Source organism: Hydrogenophaga sp. L310, from assembly GCF_055703065.1.
This window is the reverse complement of record NZ_JBVPZA010000004.1, coordinates 280,568-297,077: the sequence shown is the minus strand read 5'-3', so window position 1 is coordinate 297,077 and position 16,510 is coordinate 280,568. Positions and strand designations below refer to the sequence as shown.

The following is a 16,510-nucleotide window of genomic DNA, read 5'->3' as shown; positions in this document are numbered from 1 at the left end:
GCTGATGATCAGATCCGGTGTGCCACCGTCGTCATCACCCGGGCGGCCAGTCGCATCAGGCCCCTGACGGGCTCCGGCAGTTCGGTGGCCCCCGCGTGCTGTGCCTCGCGGGCATGGCGCGCTTCATCGTCCTTCATTTGCGCCACGATGGCGCGTGAAGCCTGGTCATCGGGCGGAAGGCGCTCCATATGACTCGCCAGATGCGCCTCCACCTGGCGTTCCGTCTCCACCACAAAGCCCAGGCTCATCCCCGGGCCAAAGCGCCCCGCCACCAAACCCAGTCCGAAAGCGCCCGCATACCAGAACGGGTTCAGCAGGGAGGGGCGGGCACCGAGCTCGTCCAGGCGCTGCCGGGTCCAGGCCAGGTGATCGGTTTCCTCTTTGCAAGCGGCCTCAAGCTGAACCGCCAGTGCCGAATGTGCGGTGCGGTCGCTGGTCCGGGATGAGCGAGCCGCCAGCGCTTGCGCGGTGTACAGCGCCTGAGCGCACACCTCGCCAACATGGTTCACTCGCATCAGTGCGCCAGACAATAGCCGGTCCGATTCGCTCAGTGGGTCATCGCCGAGTTCGGGTACGGTGGGGCAGGCGCGCGAGGCATGCGGATGCACAAAAATGGTGCGCAACGCCGAATCAGCGGCAGTGAGCAAAGCGTCCATGCGGCAATCTCCAGACAGTGGGTTCGGCATCAATTGAGCCAGACAGAAGGCCATTTTCCTGCAGATAGCCGCAGTACTTGGTATTTACCCTAAGTAGCCCTGTGAGCGGTGTTCCTTTGGTCTGCATGGTTTGTAGTTTGGTTGCAACAAAACGGTGCCACGACGGCTGAAAGCTTTGCATCCGATCTCCCCTTCTGGTGCAATCACTGCAGCTTCCACGAACGGAGGTTGGCTCGGGGGCTTAAGACCCACGGCCTCTTATTCAACCTTGGAGATACTCTCAATGAAAAAGACCCTGATTGCTCTGGCCGCAGTGGCTGCCACCGGCGCCGCCTTCGCTCAATCTTCCGTGACCCTGTACGGCGTGGCCGACGTGGCCCTGACCAAGCAGACGGACAAATCTGCTGCCGCAATGAGCGCTGGTGGCCTGAACAACGGCACCAGCCGTTGGGGCGTGCGTGGCACCGAAGACTTGGGTGGCGGCATGAAGGCTGGCTTTACCTTCGAGCAAGGCCTCAGCCTGGCTGACGGTTCTTTGTCCAAGGCCGGTGGCGGTGAATTCGGCCGCGCCGCCTGGATGAACTTGAGCGGTGGCTTTGGTGATCTGCGTCTGGGCCGCAGCCTGACCCCGAACTTCTACGGTGTTGCTGCCTGGGAACTGACCGGCGCTGCCAACTACTCGGTTGTGGGCAACATGTTCGGCTACGCCGGCAACGCCCGCAACAGCGCGATGGTCATGTACACCTCGCCGAACTTCGGTGGTGTCACGGTGTCCTACGGCCACGTGCTGAAAGGCAACAATGAAGACAATGCCATCAACAGCCTGAACGTCATCTACAAGAACGGCCCCATCGCTGCCAGCCTCGCTTACTCCAAAACTCAAGGCGGTGAAGCCTTCAAGACGATTGGCGGCAAGTACAGCTTCGGCGCGTTTACCCTCGGCGCTGGTTTCCATGATCCCGCAGGTGATGCCAAGGGTTTCACGATCGGCGGTACCGTCAAGGCCGGTCCAGTTGATTTGACCTTGGACATTGGTCGCGACACGGAAGCCAAAGACACCGATACCCTGGTGGAAGTGAAGTACCCGCTGAGCAAGCGTACCTTCGCTTATGCGGCCTACTACAACAACGGCGACAAGAAGGCGGCTGGAACTTTGGCCAAGTCGAACTTGGGTCTGGGCATCCGTCACAACTTCTGATCTGAAGCCGGCTTGAGCCGGTGATTGGTCCGAACCAAAACCCCCTGCTGGTCAAACGGCAGGGGGTTTCTTTTTGGCGGTTTTGTTGCATGTGGTCTTATGGCTCACTTCTGGTTTCTTCCGGGGTTTCTGGCTGTGTCAAAAAACCGACAAACTTGAGCAGGTCTGGTCGTTTTTTACGGGAAAACCCTCGTACAAACAAGACCGAGGTTTAGTATTTGTAGCGTGATTTCGCTTCACAGCCGGTTTCGATATACGGGACTGGATTTTTCAAACAAGGAAACTCTCATGAAAAAGTCTCTGATTGCTCTGGCCGTTCTGGCTGCTTCCGGTGCCGCCATGGCCCAGTCCAGCGTGACGCTGTACGGTATTGCTGACGTGGTGATTCATAAGGACAAAGGCGCGAGCGCCAAAATGACCTCTGGTGGCGTCAGCACAAGTCGTTGGGGCATCAAAGGGTCGGAAGATCTGGGCGGTGGCTTGAACGCAACGTTCCAGTTTGAACAAGGCATTGATCTGACCACTGGTGCTTTGAAGAACGCTGCGGCTCCGTTCAGCCGCCAAGCTAACATAGGCCTGAATGGCGGCTTTGGTACCCTGAAGCTCGGCAAGGTCTGGAACCCCTACGATGACATCGCTGGTGCAACCAACCCTGCATTTGACTCTGTGTTGGCTCCTCTGGGCATCGCTCCGTCCTACTCGGGTTACAACGGCAACCCCAATAGTGGCCTGTACTACGCAACCCCCTCGTTCGGTGGTTTCAGCGCCGCTGTTGGCTCCTCCTTCAAGGACGCCGCTGATGAAAACCTTCGCGTGAACTCGTTCAACGTAACCTACGCAAACGGTCCAGTTTTCGTGGCCTTGGGTCACGAGCAACAGAAGCGTGATTCCGGTACCGCCAAGTTCACTCGCCTGAACGGTTCCTACGATCTGGGCGTGGCGAAGATCTTGACTGGTTTCGGTACTGTTGCGGATGTCGCCGACGACATCACAGTTGGTGTGGAAGTTCCTTTGGGTGCCTGGGTGCTGTCCACTGGTTTTACCCAAGTGCGTCCTGACATTGGTGACAAAGCCAACAGCTTCGGTGTGGCTGTGAACTACTCACTGTCCAAGCGCACCAGCGTCTACGGTGGTTTCCGTAAGGATAACGACGAAGCCGTGTCGAACTACGGTGGCGTTGAGTCCCGTTTCGGCGTTGGCATCAAGCACACCTTCTGATGAGTTTGCGGCCTGTTGGCCGCGGACCCTTCGCAGAAGAAAAAGCCGCTTGGAAGACCAAGCGGCTTTTTTACGTCTAGTAGGCCGCTTAATTTACGCTGGCCGCGTTAGGTGTGGCTTTGGCCGCTGGCTTTCCTTGCGTGGGCTTGGCGGGTGCGGCGGTGGCCTGATGAGCGGCGCCATTGACTGTCAACCCCTCGGTCGATAACTTCGCTGCGCGTTTGTCCCCGATACCTGGCACCCGCTGGATCAGGTCGGCCCAATCTTTGAACTTACCCGCCTTGCGTTGCTCCAGAATTTTGGAAGACGTACCGGGACCAATCCCTTTGACACTGTCGAGATCGGCTTCGCTGGCGCTGTTCACATCCACGGCGGCAAATGCGCTGGCAGCGATCAGCGCAAGCAAGGCCATCATCATCTTCTTGATCATTCAAAAACTCCCTGAATACAACATTGAAAAAGCGCCAGCGCTCGGGTTCGTGCTGGGCGCGACGTTGGCGTGCAGGACACACCAACTCACAATCTAGTGGAATCAGCTGCCGGCGTCCCTCCCGCGTTTGAGGGATTTGCCAAGATTCCGGATGAATTGATGTAATTTTGTAAATAAAACGTTGTATATGCGAGACGTTGAAGGGATCCCTTGAAGGAGCCTGGGGCGACTGTGTCGTTCGCATGCCAACGCGCCCATGTCATGAAACGGATTTCGCTGGGCACTATCCGCTGGAAAACCCATCGGTGTCCGGCAAGTCTCCGCTAGGGTTAGTCCCGTTCTGGGTTCGGGAACGGTTGTTGCATAGTGAGGCTCCCATCATTCATTTAGATGTCAAGCAATGAAAACACCACTCACCCTCCTGTGTGCGGCGCTGGTTTTTGGTGCGGGCTCCTTGCAGGCCAAAACCTTCAAGTGGACCAGTGCCAGTGACATTCCCACGTGGGACATCCATTCGCAGAACAATGCGCTGGGCAATGGGGTCCATGCTGCGGTGTACGAGTCGCTGATTTACTACAACAGCCGCACGTTCAAGCCCGAACCCGTGTTGGCCACTGGGTGGAAACAGGTCACGCCGACGCAGTTGCGCCTCAGCTTGCGAACGGGCGTCAAGTTTCACGATGGTTCAACGTTCAGCGCCGATGACGTGGTGTTTTCCATCGAGCGCGCGATGAGCAAGACGTCGAACTTTGCGGTCTACACCCAGGGCATTGATCGCGTGGTGAAGGTCGATGCCAACACCGTCGACCTTTTCACGAAGGGTCCCAACCCCGTGTTGCTGAACCAGCTGACCGAGTTGCGCATGATGAGCAAAGCCTGGGCAGAAAAGAACAACTCGGTAGTGCCCAAGGACATCAAGACCCAGGACGAGAATTTTGCCCATCGCAACGCCAACGGGACGGGCCCATTCATGCTCAAGGAGTGGATGCCCGACCAGAAGCTGGTGCTGACGCGCCATGCCGGTTGGTGGGGGAAAATGGAAGGCAACGCGACCGAAATCGTCTACACACCGGTGAAGGCCGTGGCCACACGCATGGCCGCGCTGCTCTCGGGCGAGGTGGATTTTGTGCTGGATCCCAGCCCTCAGGACCTTCCCCGCGTGCGCGCAGATGGCAACCTCAAGGTGATCGACGGCATCGAAAACCGGACCATCTTCTTCGGCATGGACCACCACCGCGGCGAGTTGCCAGGCAGCAACATCAAAGGGAAGAACCCGCTCAAAGACCAGCGGGTGCGCAAGGCGCTGTACCAGGCGATCGATATGGACACGATTGCGCGGGTGTCGCTGCGAGGTCTGGGACAACCCACGGGTGCCCTTGTGGCTCCCCAGGTCAATGGCTGGAGCGAGGCGATTCACAAGCGCTACCCGTTCGATGTGGCAGCAGCCCAGAAACTGCTGGCCGATGCGGGCTACAAGGACGGATTCGAGGTGGATTTCGCCTGTCCAAACAACCGCTATATCAACGACGAGCAGATCTGTCAGGCGGTCACCGCCATGTGGGCCCGCATCGGCGTGAAGGCCAGGCTGCGGACGATGCCGCTGGTGACTTATTTCCCCATGATCCAGCGCTACGAAGCCAGCATCTACATGCTGGGCTGGGGGGTTCCCACGTTCGATGCGATGTATTCGCTGCAATCGCTGGTGCGTTCGGTGGGCGCTCAGGGCGACGGCAACTACAACGTCGGGCGTTACAGCAATCCGCAGATGGATGCGCTGATCGAACGGGCGAAAAAAGAAACCGATCTGAACCTGCGTACCGGCCTGCTCAACAAGGCCCTGATGCTGCAGAACGAGGATGTGGCCCATATTCCGCTGCACAACCAGGTCATCCCCTGGGCCATGAAGAAGCATGTCGACGTGGTGCACCGCGCCGACAACCGGTTGGACTGGCGCCTCATCAAGGTAAACTGATTTCGGTCAGGCGGCAGTCCCCCAACGTCTGGGTTGACCCTCTCTTCTTCCACCAAGATGCTCGCATTCATTCTCAGACGCCTGGCTCAGGCTGTGGTGGTGATGGTCAGCGTGGCCTTGATTGCCTTCATGCTGTTTCAGTATGTGGGTGATCCGGTGGTCTTTTTGCTGGGGCAGGACGCCACACCAGAACAGATTCGCGAACTCCGGACCGACCTCGGGCTTGATCAGCCGTTTGTGGTGCAGTTCTGGCACTTCCTGGCCAACGCGGTGCAAGGCGAATTCGGGCTCAGCCTGCGCCAGGGAGCCAAAGTTTCGCGGCTGATCGGTGAGCGACTTCCTGCCACGCTGGAACTGGCCTTCGTGGCTGGCGTGATGGCGCTGGCCTTGGGTATTCCCATGGGGGTGTACGCAGCCCTCAAGCGTGGCACTTTCACCAGCCAGTTGTTCATGACGATTTCGCTGCTGGGGGTGTCGCTGCCCACCTTTCTGATCGGCATCCTGCTGATCCTGGTGTTCGCCGTACAACTGGGCTGGTTTCCGAGTTTCGGCCGGGGCGACGTGGTGCAGATTGGCTGGTGGAGCAGCGGGCTGCTCACGGCCAAAGGCTGGCTGCACATCACGCTGCCGGCGATCACGCTGGCCATCTTCCAGCTCACGCTGATCATGCGGCTGGTGCGCGCCGAGATGCTGGAAGTGCTGCGCACCGACTACATCAAGTTTGCCCGCGCGCGGGGCCTCACCAACCGGGCCGTGCATTTCGGGCATGCCCTGAAAAACACCCTCGTGCCCGTGATGACGATCACCGGCCTGCAGCTGGGCGGCCTGATCGCTTTTGCCATCATCACCGAGACCGTGTTCCAGTGGCCGGGCATGGGTTTGCTGTTCATCCAGGCGGTGACGTTTGCGGACATCCCGGTCATGGCCGCCTACCTGTGTCTGATCGCCCTGATCTTTGTGGCGATCAACCTGATCGTTGACCTGCTGTATTTCGCCGTTGATCCGCGTTTGCGCGCCGAGAAAGCGGGAGGACATTGACGTGCTGGCGCCCCGCATCAAGGCCCATGGCCGCGCCTTCGCACACATCGCGGCCTACCACCCCGAGCTGACCGCGTTGAGGCGCGATCTGCACGCGCACCCCGAAATCGGTTTCGAGGAGCATTACACCGCGCAGCGCGTGGTCGAGGCGCTCAAGGTGTGCGGCGTGGATGAAATCCACACCGGTATCGGCAAGACCGGGGTGGTGGCCGTGATTCACGGCAGCCAGCGCCAGAGCGGCCGCATGATGGGCTTGCGCGCCGACATGGATGCCCTGCCCATGACCGAGCACAACGACTTCGCCTGGAAATCGAACAAGCCGGGGATGATGCACGGCTGCGGCCACGACGGTCACACCGCCATGCTGGTGGGCGCGGCCCGCTACCTGGCCGAAACGCGGCAGTTCGATGGCACGGCGGTGCTGATTTTCCAGCCCGGGGAAGAGGGCTTTGCAGGCGCCAAGGCCATGATCGAAGACGGTCTGTTTGACCGCTTCCCCGTGCAATCGGTCTACGCCATGCACAACTGGCCGCAGATGCGTCCGGGCACGGTGGGCATCAACCCCGGGCCCATGATGGCCGCAGCCGACCGCATCACGATCGAAATCACCGGCAAGGGTGGCCACGGCGCACACCCCTACCAGACCGTGGACCCGGTGCTGGTTTCGGCCCACATCATCACGGCGCTGCAAAGCATCGTTTCGCGCAATGTGCGCGCGATCGACAGCGCCGTGGTGAGCCTGTGCGCCATGCAGGCGGGCGACATGGGCGCGTTCAGTGTGATGCCGGGCAAGGCGACGCTCATGGGCACGGTGCGCACCTTCAACCCGGAGGTTCAGGACCTGGTCGAGCGCCGGCTGCACGAGCTGTGTTCCGGTGTGGCGCTGGGACTGGGCGCCGCGGCCCATGTGAATTACGAGCGTATTTACCCCGCGACCATCAACAGCCGCCAGGAGGCCCGGTTCGCTGCTGAAGTGGCTCAGAAGCTGCTGGGGCACGAACACGTGGACCGCGACCTGGAACCCAGCATGGGCGCCGAAGATTTTTCTTTCATGCTGCAGGTCAAGCCCGGGGCTTATCTGCGGCTCGGTCAGGGCGCCGAGAACGGCGTGGGCAGCTGTTTCCTGCACAACAGCCGCTACGATTTCAACGACGATGTGCTGCCGCTGGGCGCCGCGCTGCACGCCGGCCTGATCGAGCAGGGCATGCCGCTGATCAGCGCCGACTGATGTTTTCCATTTTCCCAACCACGCCTAGGAGCGACTCATGAAGTTCAAGCAAACGTTGACGGTCTGTGCAGTGGCCGCGGCCCTCGCCACACTGGGGGCCGCGCAGGCGCAGACGGTGCGCATCGGCAACCAGGGCGATGCGCTGTCGATGGACCCGCACTCGCTCAACGAGTCCTTGCAACTCAGCGTGACGGGCAATGTGTACGAGCCCCTGGTCACCCGCGGAAAAGAACTGCAGCTGGAGCCCGCGCTGGCCACCAGCTGGAAGCAAACCTCTCCCAACGTCTGGCGGTTCGAATTGCGCAAGGGCGTGACGTTTCATGACGGCAAGCCTTTCACCGCCGACGATGTGCTGTTCAGCTTTGCCCGAGGGTCGGGTGATGGCTCGGACATGAAGAGCTACACGAACGACATCAAGGAAGTTCGCAAGATCGACGCGCACACGGTCGAGTTTGAAACCAAGGCACCGTTCCCCATCCTGCCCGGCGTGTTGTCGTTCTTCTACATCATGAACAAGCAGTGGAGCGAGGAGAACCAGGCCACCCGTCCGGTGGACCGCCGCAAAGGTGTTGAGAACGCCGCGTCGTTCCGCGCCAATGGAACGGGGCCGTTCCGCCTGCGCGAGCGTCAGCCCGGCGTGAAAACCAGTTTCGTGCGCAACGGCAACTACTGGGGCAAGATCGAAGGCAACGTGGTCAACGTGGAATACACCCCGATTGGTAACGATTCGACCCGCGTGGCTGCGCTGCTGTCGGGCCAGGTGGACGTCATGGAACCGGTGCCTGTGCAGGATGTGGCACGCGTCAACGCCAGCGGCAAGGCCAAGGTGCTCCAGGGCCCCGAGCTGCGCTGGATTTTTCTGGGCATGGACCAGAAGCGTGACGAGTTGCTGTATTCCAGCGTGAAGGGCAAGAACCCGTTCAAGGACAAGCGTGTGCGCCAGGCCTTCTACCAGGCCATCGACATCAACGGCATTCAGAAAACGGTGATGCGTGGTGCGGCCACGCCGGCGGCGCTGCTGGTGGGCCCGGGCATCAACGGGTTTGATCCCGCCATGAACACCCGCCTGCCGTACGACACCGAGGCCGCCAAGAAGCTGCTGGCCGAGGCCGGTTACCCGAACGGTTTCGAGGTTGGCATGAATTGCCCGAACGACCGCTACGTGAACGATGGCAACATCTGCCAGGCCGTGGCCGCCAACCTGGCCCGCATCGGTGTCAAGGTCAACCTGCAAGTGGAAACCAAGGGCACCTATTTCCCCAAAATTCTCAAGCGCGACACCAGTTTTTACCTGCTGGGCTGGTCGCCCAGCACCTACGACGCGCACAACGTGTTGAACGCACTGATCCGCTGCGTGGACGACAAGGGTTCGGGCCAGTTCAACCTGGGGGCCTATTGCAACCCGAAGGTGGACGAACTCACGCTCAAGATCCAGTCTGAAACCGACCAGGCCAAGCGCAACGCCATGATCAAGGAAGCGTTCACCCTGCATTCGAACGACGTGGGTCATCTGCCGCTGCACCAGCAGGCGCTGGCCTGGGGTGTGGCCAACAACGTGCAGTTGACGCAACGGGCCGACAACCAGATGCCGTTCCGCTACATGAGCGTGAAGTAGGGTTCCCCCTGCGCCGCTGCGCGGCTTCCCCCCAGGGGGACGCCGCGCAGCGGCCCGGCGGAGCCGGTTCCGCGCTGGCCCTGGATGGGCGTCCCCTCCGACCTCCCGCTGGGTTGGGTCAATGAACACGAAAGTCCCCCCGTTGATTGCCTTTGTTCACCGCTGGCTCGACAGTGATGTTGGCCACAGTTTCCGCACCACACCCACCGCCATCGTCGCGGCGGTGATCGCCTTCGTCTGCCTGTTTTGTGCCGTGTTCGCCCCCTGGGTGGCGCCGCACAACCCGTTCGATCTGGCGACACTGGAGCTGTCCAATGCACGCTTGCCGCCGGCCTGGAGCGAGGGCGGTGTGTCCCAGTTCCTGCTCGGAACCGACGATCAAGGACGCGACATCCTTTCGGCCTTGATGTACGGCGCGCGCATTTCGCTGGCGGTGGGGCTCGCCTCGGTGTTGCTGTCCGTGGTGATCGGTGTGTCGTTCGGCTTGCTGGCGGGTTTTCTGGGCGGCTGGGTGGATGCCTTTCTCATGCGCCTGTGCGATGTGATGCTCTCATTCCCTGCCATCCTGGTCGCGCTGTTGATCGCGGGTGTGGGTCGCGCCTTGTTCCCGAATGCCCACGAGACGCTGGCTTTTGGCGTGCTCATTCTCTCGATCACGCTCACGGGCTGGGTGCAGTACGCGCGCACGGTGCGCGGCTCCACGATGGTGGAGCGCAACAAGGAGTACGTGCAGGCAGCGCGGGTGACGGGTGTGGCGCCTTTGCGCATCATGCGCAGCCATGTGCTGCCCAACGTCATGGGGCCGGTCATGGTGCTGGCCACCATCCAGGTGGCCACCGCCATCATCACCGAGGCCACCTTGTCCTTCCTGGGTGTGGGCGCACCGCCCACCTCGCCCTCGCTGGGCACGCTGATCCGGGTTGGCAACGACTACCTGTTCTCGGGTGAGTGGTGGATCACCATCTTCCCGGGCGCGATGCTGGTGCTGATCGCGCTCTCGGTGAACCTGCTCGGCGACTGGCTGCGCGACGCGCTCAACCCAAGACTCCGGTAAACCACGATGAGCCTGCTGCAAGTCAAGAACCTCGTTGTCGAGTTTCCCCACCGAAGGGGCACCTTGCGTGCGCTCGACGACATTTCCTTCGACATCGCGCCCGGCGAGATTCTCGGTGTGGTGGGTGAATCCGGTGCGGGCAAGTCGCTCACCGGTGCTTCCATCATCGGCCTGCTGGAGCCGCCCGGGCGTGTGGCGTCCGGCGAGATCCTGCTGGAGGGCCGCCGCATCGACAACCTGCCGTTCGATGACATGCGCAAGGTGCGCGGTCGCCAGATAGGCGCCATCTTCCAGGATCCTCTCACCTCGCTGAACCCGCTGTATTCGGTGGGCCGTCAGCTGATCGAAACCATCATCACCCACCTCCCGGTGAACCAGGCCGAAGCGCGGCAGCGCGCCATCCAGCTGCTGCGCGACACCGGCATTCCGGCCGCCGAGCAGCGCATCGACCACTTTCCGCACCAGTTCTCGGGCGGCATGCGCCAACGGGTGGTGATCGCGCTGGCGTTGGCCGCAGAACCCCAGCTCATCGTGGCCGACGAACCCACCACCGCGCTCGATGTGTCGATCCAGGCGCAGATCATCACGCTGCTCAAGACCATCTGCAAAGACCGCGGGGCGGCGGTGATGCTGATCACACACGACATGGGCGTGATCGCCGAAACCTGCGACCGCGTGGCCGTGATGTACGCCGGGCGCATCGCCGAGATCGGCCCCGTGCATGAAGTCATCAACCACCCTGCCCATCCCTACACCGCCGGTCTCATGGCCTGTATCCCGGACATGAGCGTGGACCGCGAGCGCCTGCACCAGATCGATGGTGCGATGCCGCGTCTCAATGCCATCCCCAAGGGTTGTGCCTACAACCCGCGCTGCGAGAAGGTGTTCGACCGTTGCCATGTGGAACGCCCGGATCTCCTGGGTGCCGGCGCGACGCGCGCTGCCTGCTGGTTGCACGCCAGCGCGGGGGTCACCGCATGAGCACCAACATGTTTGAGCAGGACGAGCTCGCCCGGACCCCTCGGTCATCGCTGGCGCAGACCCATGCTGAGGTTTCCGCCGCCACCACCGAGGCGACGACCGGCGCGCCGCTGGTGCGCGCCATCGACCTGGCCAAGACCTTCGATGTTTCGGCGCCCTGGCTCAACCGGGTGATCGAGCGCCAACCTCGACAGTTGCTGCGCGCCGTCGATGGCGTGTCCTTCGACATTCCAAGAGGTCAGACGCTGGCTCTGGTGGGTGAGTCGGGCTGTGGCAAGAGCACGGTGGCGCGATTGCTGGTGGGCCTGTACGAGCCAACACGCGGCGGTTTCGAGTTCGACGGTCAGGATGCGCACGCGGCCTTCAAGACGCCGCAAGGCCGCCAGCTGCGCCGCCGCATCCAGATGATTTTTCAGGACCCCTACGCCAGCCTGAATCCGCGCTGGATTGTGGAAGACATCATCGCCGAGCCGCTGCGTGAGCATGGCATCGAAACCGAACCGGTGGCCCTGCGCGCTCGCGTCGATGCGCTGTTGCACTCCGTGGGCCTGTCGCCGCACGACCGCGTGAAGTACCCGCACCAGTTCTCGGGCGGGCAGCGCCAGCGCATCTCGATCGCGCGCGCGCTGGCTACCCAGCCCGAGTTTCTGGTCTGCGACGAGCCGACCTCGGCGCTCGACGTGAGCGTGCAGGCGCAGGTGCTGAACATCATGAAGGACCTGCAGCGCGAGCGCGGTCTGACCTATCTGTTCATCAGTCACAACCTGGCGGTCGTGCGCCACGTGAGCGACCGGGTGGGCGTGATGTACCTGGGTCGGCTGGTGGAGCTGGCGCCCAAGCACACGCTGTTCGACAACCCGCGTCACCCTTACACCCGCATGCTGCTCGATGCCATTCCCAAGATGCACGATACAGGCAAGGCGCGCACGCCGGTTTCAGGCGAAGTGCCCAACCCGTTGAACCCACCTGACGGTTGCGCATTCAACCCGCGCTGCCCGCATGTGAATGAGCGGTGTCGGAATGAAAGGCCGGTGTTGCAGACTATTGGCGGTGTTCGAGTGGCGTGTCACGCTGTCGAAGAAGGCCGGATCTGACGGGGTGAAGTGCTGGCGTTGGCGCGGACAATGGGCGCTCCCCTCCGCGAATGTCCCCCGGCCTGCTGCGCAGGCCTCCTCCTTGACTTCGCTGCAGGGAGCGCCCGTTGTCCTCAGGTCTGTCCGGGGCACGTGCCTCCAAACCCAGGGATGCCGTGGAACCGGCTTTGCCGGGCCACAGGCATCGTCCCCCTCCGGGGGAAGACGCGAAGCGGCGCAGGGGGACGCATGACCTGTGCGCAATGCGCACGGTCAAGCGTATCGTTTGCTCCGCAGGTTGTTCTTCATTTCCTTCAGCAGCGGTTGCAGCTTGCTGCCCCCGATGCGCAGCGCCAGACACGTAGCGACCACGTCGATCACCATCAGGTGCATCAGACGCGAGGTCATGGGGCTGTAGCGGTCGTAGCCTTCGGGATGGTCGGCCGAGAGGTGGATGTGGCCTGCGGCGGCCAGGGGCGAGCCGCTGGCGGTGATCACGATGACCGTGGCGCCGTGCTTGCGGGCGATGTCCGCGGCGTCCATCAGGTCGCGCGTGCGGCCCGAATTGGACACGATCACCAGACAGTCGCCCGGACCGAGCAGCGAGGCGCTCATGACCTGCATGTGGCCGTCGCTGTAGGCGATGGCGTTGATGCCCAGGCGGAAAAACTTGTGTTGCGCGTCCTGCGCCACAATGCCCGAATTGCCCGCGCCGTAGAACTCGATGCGGCCGCGGTTCTTGTAGGTGGCCAGCAGGGCATCCACCGCCTTCTCGATCGAGTGGGTGGAGGCGTCATTGCGGTATTTCAGGAACGCTGCCACCGTGTTGTCGATCACCTTGACCAGCACGTCACCCACCTTGTCGTCCACGTCCACACTGCGGTGGATGAAGGGCACGCCTTCGCTCACGGTGCCGGCGAGCTTGAGCTTGAAGTCCGAGAGACCGTCGTAACCCATGCTGCGGCAGAAACGCACCACGGTCGGCTTGCTCACATGCGACCGTTCGGCCAGTTCGGACACCGGCAGGCTGGCGAAACTGCGCGGATCGAGCAGCACGAGTTTGCCCACCCGTTGTTCTGCGGGAGCCAGCGAGGGCAGGGAGGCTTTGATTCGGTCGAGCATGGAACGATGGTAATCGAGTTACAAAAAATTGTGGAACCTTCACGCCCGATAATGGCAAGATGAACCAGCTTGACGCACTCAAACAGCTCACCACCGTGGTTGCCGACACCGGCGACTTCAACCAGATCGCAGCCTTTTCGCCACGCGACGCGACCACCAACCCATCGCTTATCCTGAAGGCGGTGCAGAAAGCGGAATATGCCCATCTGCTCAAGGATGCGATGTCGACATACGGCGCGCAGGGGACGGACGAGGTGATGAACCGCCTGCTCGTGGCTTTCGGCTGCGAGATCCTGAAACACATTCCCGGCCGCGTATCCACCGAGGTGGACGCCCGCCTGAGCTTCGACACCGAAGCCACTGTGACGCGTGCGCGCCGCATCATCGACCTCTACCAGGGCGAGGGTGTGCACATCGACCGCGTGCTGATCAAGATCGCTTCCACCTGGGAAGGCATTCAGGCCGCCGCACGCCTGGAGCGTGAGGGCATCCACACCAACCTGACGCTGCTGTTCTCGTTCGCCCAGGCCGTGGCTTGCGGGCAGGCCAAGGTACAGCTGATCTCGCCGTTCGTGGGCCGTATCTACGACTGGTACAAGAAGAACGCGGGTGCAAACTGGGACGAAGCAGCGATGGCGGGCGCCAACGACCCGGGCGTGAAGTCGGTGCGCGCGATCTACAACTTCTACAAGAAGCACGGCATCGCCACCGAGGTGATGGGTGCGAGCTTTCGCAACGTGGGCCAGATCACGGCGCTGGCCGGCTGCGACCTGCTGACCATCAGCCCCGATCTACTGGCTCAGCTGGCGGCCAGTGAAGCGGCCTTGCCCAAGGTGCTGGACGCCGAAGCTGCGAGGGCGATGGACATTCCGTTCGTGTTGTACGACGAAGCCGGTTTCCGCTTTGCGATGAACGAAGACGCGATGGCGACGGAGAAGCTGGCCGAGGGCATCCGCGCGTTCGTGGTGGACACGATCAAGCTCGAAGGCATGATGCGCTAACCCACCCGAAGTCCCCTCGTTTGGGGGTATCAATGAAAAAAACCCCGCGAATTGCTTCGCGGGGTTTTTTCTTGGGGGTTCGTCAGCATGCAGTGATGCAATCCGACGCAGCATGAGGCGCCAGGCCAAGGCGCAAGGGCGTAGACAGTGGCAGCGCCACGGCAAGCCCTTGCAACGCCGGCATGGCGTCTCAGGCAAGGAGCAATTACATGCCCATGCCGCCCATGTCGCCCATCCCACCCATGCCGCCACCCATGCCGCCGGCCGGTGCGTCATCCTTCGGGGACTCGGCCACCATGGCTTCGGTGGTCAGCATCAGACTGGACACGGAAGCGGCATTCTGCAGAGCGGTACGGGTCACTTTCGTGGGGTCCAGAATGCCCATTTCGATCATGTCACCGTAGGTGTCGTTGGCGGCGTTGAAGCCGTAGTTGCCCTTGCCAGCCAGGATGGCGTTGACCACCACGGAAGGCTCGCCACCGGCGTTGGCCACGATCTCGCGCAGAGGCGCTTCGATGGCCTTGAGCACCAGCTTGATACCGGCGTCCTGGTCAGCGTTGTCACCCTTGATGGTGCCAGCGGCCTGACGGGCGCGCAGCAGGGCCACGCCACCACCGGCCACGATGCCTTCTTCCACCGCAGCGCGGGTGGCGTGCAGGGCGTCTTCCACGCGGGCCTTCTTTTCCTTCATCTCGACTTCGGTGGCAGCGCCGACCTTGATCACGGCCACGCCGCCGGCCAGCTTGGCCACGCGCTCTTGCAGCTTTTCGCGGTCGTAGTCGCTGGTGGCTTCTTCGATCTGCACGCGAACTTGCTTCACGCGGGCTTCGATGTCAGCAGCAGCGCCGGCGCCGTCGATGATGGTGGTGTTTTCCTTGCCCACTTCGATGCGCTTGGCGGAGCCGAGGTCGGCCAGGGTCACTTTTTCCAGCGTCATGCCGACTTCTTCAGCGATCACTTTGCCGCCGGTCAGGATGGCGATGTCTTCCAGCATGGCTTTGCGACGGTCGCCGAAGCCAGGGGCCTTCACTGCCACCACCTTCAGGATACCGCGGATGGTGTTGACCACCAGCGTCGCCAGGGCTTCTCCTTCGACATCTTCGGCAATGATCAACAGCGGACGGCCGGCCTTGGCCACCTGCTCCAGCGTGGGCAGCAGGTCACGGATGTTGGAAACCTTTTTGTCGTACAGCAGCACGAAGGGGTTGTCCAGCAGGGCGGATTGCTTCTCAGGATTGTTGATGAAGTAGGGCGACAGGTAGCCGCGGTCGAACTGCATGCCTTCGACGACGTCGAGTTCGTTTTGCAGCGACTTGCCGTCTTCCACGGTGATCACGCCTTCTTTGCCCACTTTGTCCATGGCATTGGCGATGATGTCGCCGATGCTGGAGTCAGAGTTGGCGGAAATGGAGCCAACCTGGGCGATTTCCTTGCTGGTCGTGGTGGCCTTGGAGGCCTTCTTCAGCTCTTCGATCAGGGCTTCAACGGCCTTGTCGATGCCGCGCTTCAGGTCCATCGGGTTCATGCCGGCGGCCACGTACTTCATGCCTTCGCGCACGATGGCTTGCGCCAGCACGGTGGCGGTGGTGGTGCCGTCGCCAGCGTTGTCAGACGTCTTGGAAGCAACTTCCTTGACCATCTGGGCGCCCATGTTCTGCAGCTTGTCCTTGAGTTCGATTTCCTTGGCCACGGACACACCGTCCTTGGTCACGGTGGGGGCGCCGAACGAGCGCTCGAGCACCACGTTGCGACCCTTGGGGCCGAGCGTGACCTTGACCGCGTTGGCCAGGATGTTCACGCCTTCGACCATGCGTGCGCGGGCTTCGCCGCCGAAAATGACGTCTTTTGCTGCCATGTTGATAGCTCCTAAATGATTTGAACAGTTGGGGACAGAGCGAGCAGACGCTTTGCGCGTTGCTCGGTC

The 16,510-nt window shown here is 61.8% G+C and carries 14 protein-coding genes; 10 read left to right on the top strand and 4 right to left on the bottom strand.

Going from position 1 to position 16,510, the window contains the following annotated elements:
* Positions 1 to 8 precede the first annotated feature (8 nt).
* Positions 9 to 656, bottom strand: a complete 648-nt coding sequence (coq7, locus tag AC0GNO_RS10120) for a 2-polyprenyl-3-methyl-6-methoxy-1,4-benzoquinone monooxygenase (RefSeq protein ID WP_472903902.1) — start codon at positions 654 to 656, stop codon at positions 9 to 11.
* Between the two features lie 283 nt (positions 657 to 939).
* On the opposite strand from coq7, the gene AC0GNO_RS10115 reads away from it, so the two are divergent.
* Together AC0GNO_RS10115 and AC0GNO_RS10110 are read left to right on the top strand one after the other, a co-directional pair.
* Positions 940 to 1,854: a porin gene (locus AC0GNO_RS10115; protein WP_472903901.1), complete on the top strand. Its 915-nt coding sequence runs from the start codon at positions 940 to 942 to the stop codon at positions 1,852 to 1,854.
* Between the two features lie 288 nt (positions 1,855 to 2,142).
* Positions 2,143 to 3,072: a porin gene (locus AC0GNO_RS10110; RefSeq protein ID WP_472903900.1), complete on the top strand. Its 930-nt coding sequence runs from the start codon at positions 2,143 to 2,145 to the stop codon at positions 3,070 to 3,072.
* An 88-nt stretch (positions 3,073 to 3,160) separates the two neighbouring features.
* Here the strand turns inward: AC0GNO_RS10110 and AC0GNO_RS10105 are convergent, their stop codons facing one another.
* Positions 3,161 to 3,502 (bottom strand): ComEA family DNA-binding protein, encoded by a 342-nt coding sequence (locus AC0GNO_RS10105; RefSeq protein WP_472903899.1) that lies wholly within the window; start codon positions 3,500 to 3,502, stop codon positions 3,161 to 3,163.
* 400 nt (positions 3,503 to 3,902) lie between these two features.
* Between AC0GNO_RS10105 and AC0GNO_RS10100 the strand changes: the two genes are divergently transcribed.
* The 7 genes from AC0GNO_RS10100 (at position 3,903) to AC0GNO_RS10070 (ending at position 12,484) form a co-directional block, all read left to right on the top strand.
* Positions 3,903 to 5,474 carry an ABC transporter substrate-binding protein gene (locus AC0GNO_RS10100; RefSeq protein ID WP_472903898.1) on the top strand — a complete coding sequence of 524 codons (1,572 nt, stop codon included), beginning with the start codon at positions 3,903 to 3,905 and terminating at the stop codon, positions 5,472 to 5,474.
* Between the two features lie 57 nt (positions 5,475 to 5,531).
* Positions 5,532 to 6,512 (top strand): ABC transporter permease, encoded by a 981-nt coding sequence (locus AC0GNO_RS10095; RefSeq protein WP_472903897.1) that lies wholly within the window; start codon positions 5,532 to 5,534, stop codon positions 6,510 to 6,512.
* Between the two features lies 1 nt (position 6,513).
* Positions 6,514 to 7,740 (top strand): M20 aminoacylase family protein, encoded by a 1,227-nt coding sequence (locus AC0GNO_RS10090; RefSeq protein WP_472903896.1) that lies wholly within the window; start codon positions 6,514 to 6,516, stop codon positions 7,738 to 7,740.
* Between the two features lie 37 nt (positions 7,741 to 7,777).
* Positions 7,778 to 9,355: an ABC transporter substrate-binding protein gene (locus AC0GNO_RS10085; RefSeq protein WP_472903895.1), complete on the top strand. Its 1,578-nt coding sequence runs from the start codon at positions 7,778 to 7,780 to the stop codon at positions 9,353 to 9,355.
* A gap of 142 nt (positions 9,356 to 9,497) precedes the next feature.
* A complete protein-coding gene (locus AC0GNO_RS10080; RefSeq protein WP_472903894.1) occupies positions 9,498 to 10,409 on the top strand; it encodes an ABC transporter permease in 912 nt (303 codons plus the stop codon).
* 6 nt (positions 10,410 to 10,415) lie between these two features.
* Positions 10,416 to 11,390, top strand: a complete 975-nt coding sequence (locus AC0GNO_RS10075; RefSeq protein WP_472903893.1) for an ABC transporter ATP-binding protein — start codon at positions 10,416 to 10,418, stop codon at positions 11,388 to 11,390.
* The gene (locus AC0GNO_RS10070) at positions 11,387 to 12,484 is read left to right on the top strand and encodes an ABC transporter ATP-binding protein (RefSeq protein ID WP_472903892.1); all 1,098 of its coding nucleotides are present in this window, start codon (positions 11,387 to 11,389) and stop codon (positions 12,482 to 12,484) included. Before AC0GNO_RS10075 ends, AC0GNO_RS10070 begins: the two co-directional genes overlap by 4 nt.
* 252 nt (positions 12,485 to 12,736) lie before the next feature.
* On the opposite strand, the gene AC0GNO_RS10065 is transcribed toward AC0GNO_RS10070, so the two are convergent.
* Positions 12,737 to 13,585 (bottom strand): MurR/RpiR family transcriptional regulator, encoded by an 849-nt coding sequence (locus AC0GNO_RS10065; RefSeq protein ID WP_177132998.1) that lies wholly within the window; start codon positions 13,583 to 13,585, stop codon positions 12,737 to 12,739.
* A 59-nt stretch (positions 13,586 to 13,644) separates the two neighbouring features.
* Between AC0GNO_RS10065 and tal the strand changes: the two genes are divergently transcribed.
* Positions 13,645 to 14,586 (top strand): transaldolase, encoded by a 942-nt coding sequence (gene tal, locus AC0GNO_RS10060; protein ID WP_472903891.1) that lies wholly within the window; start codon positions 13,645 to 13,647, stop codon positions 14,584 to 14,586.
* A 205-nt stretch (positions 14,587 to 14,791) separates the two neighbouring features.
* Here the strand turns inward: tal and groL are convergent, their stop codons facing one another.
* Positions 14,792 to 16,441, bottom strand: a complete 1,650-nt coding sequence (groL, locus tag AC0GNO_RS10055; protein WP_472887086.1) for a chaperonin GroEL — start codon at positions 16,439 to 16,441, stop codon at positions 14,792 to 14,794.
* Positions 16,442 to 16,510 lie beyond the last annotated feature (69 nt).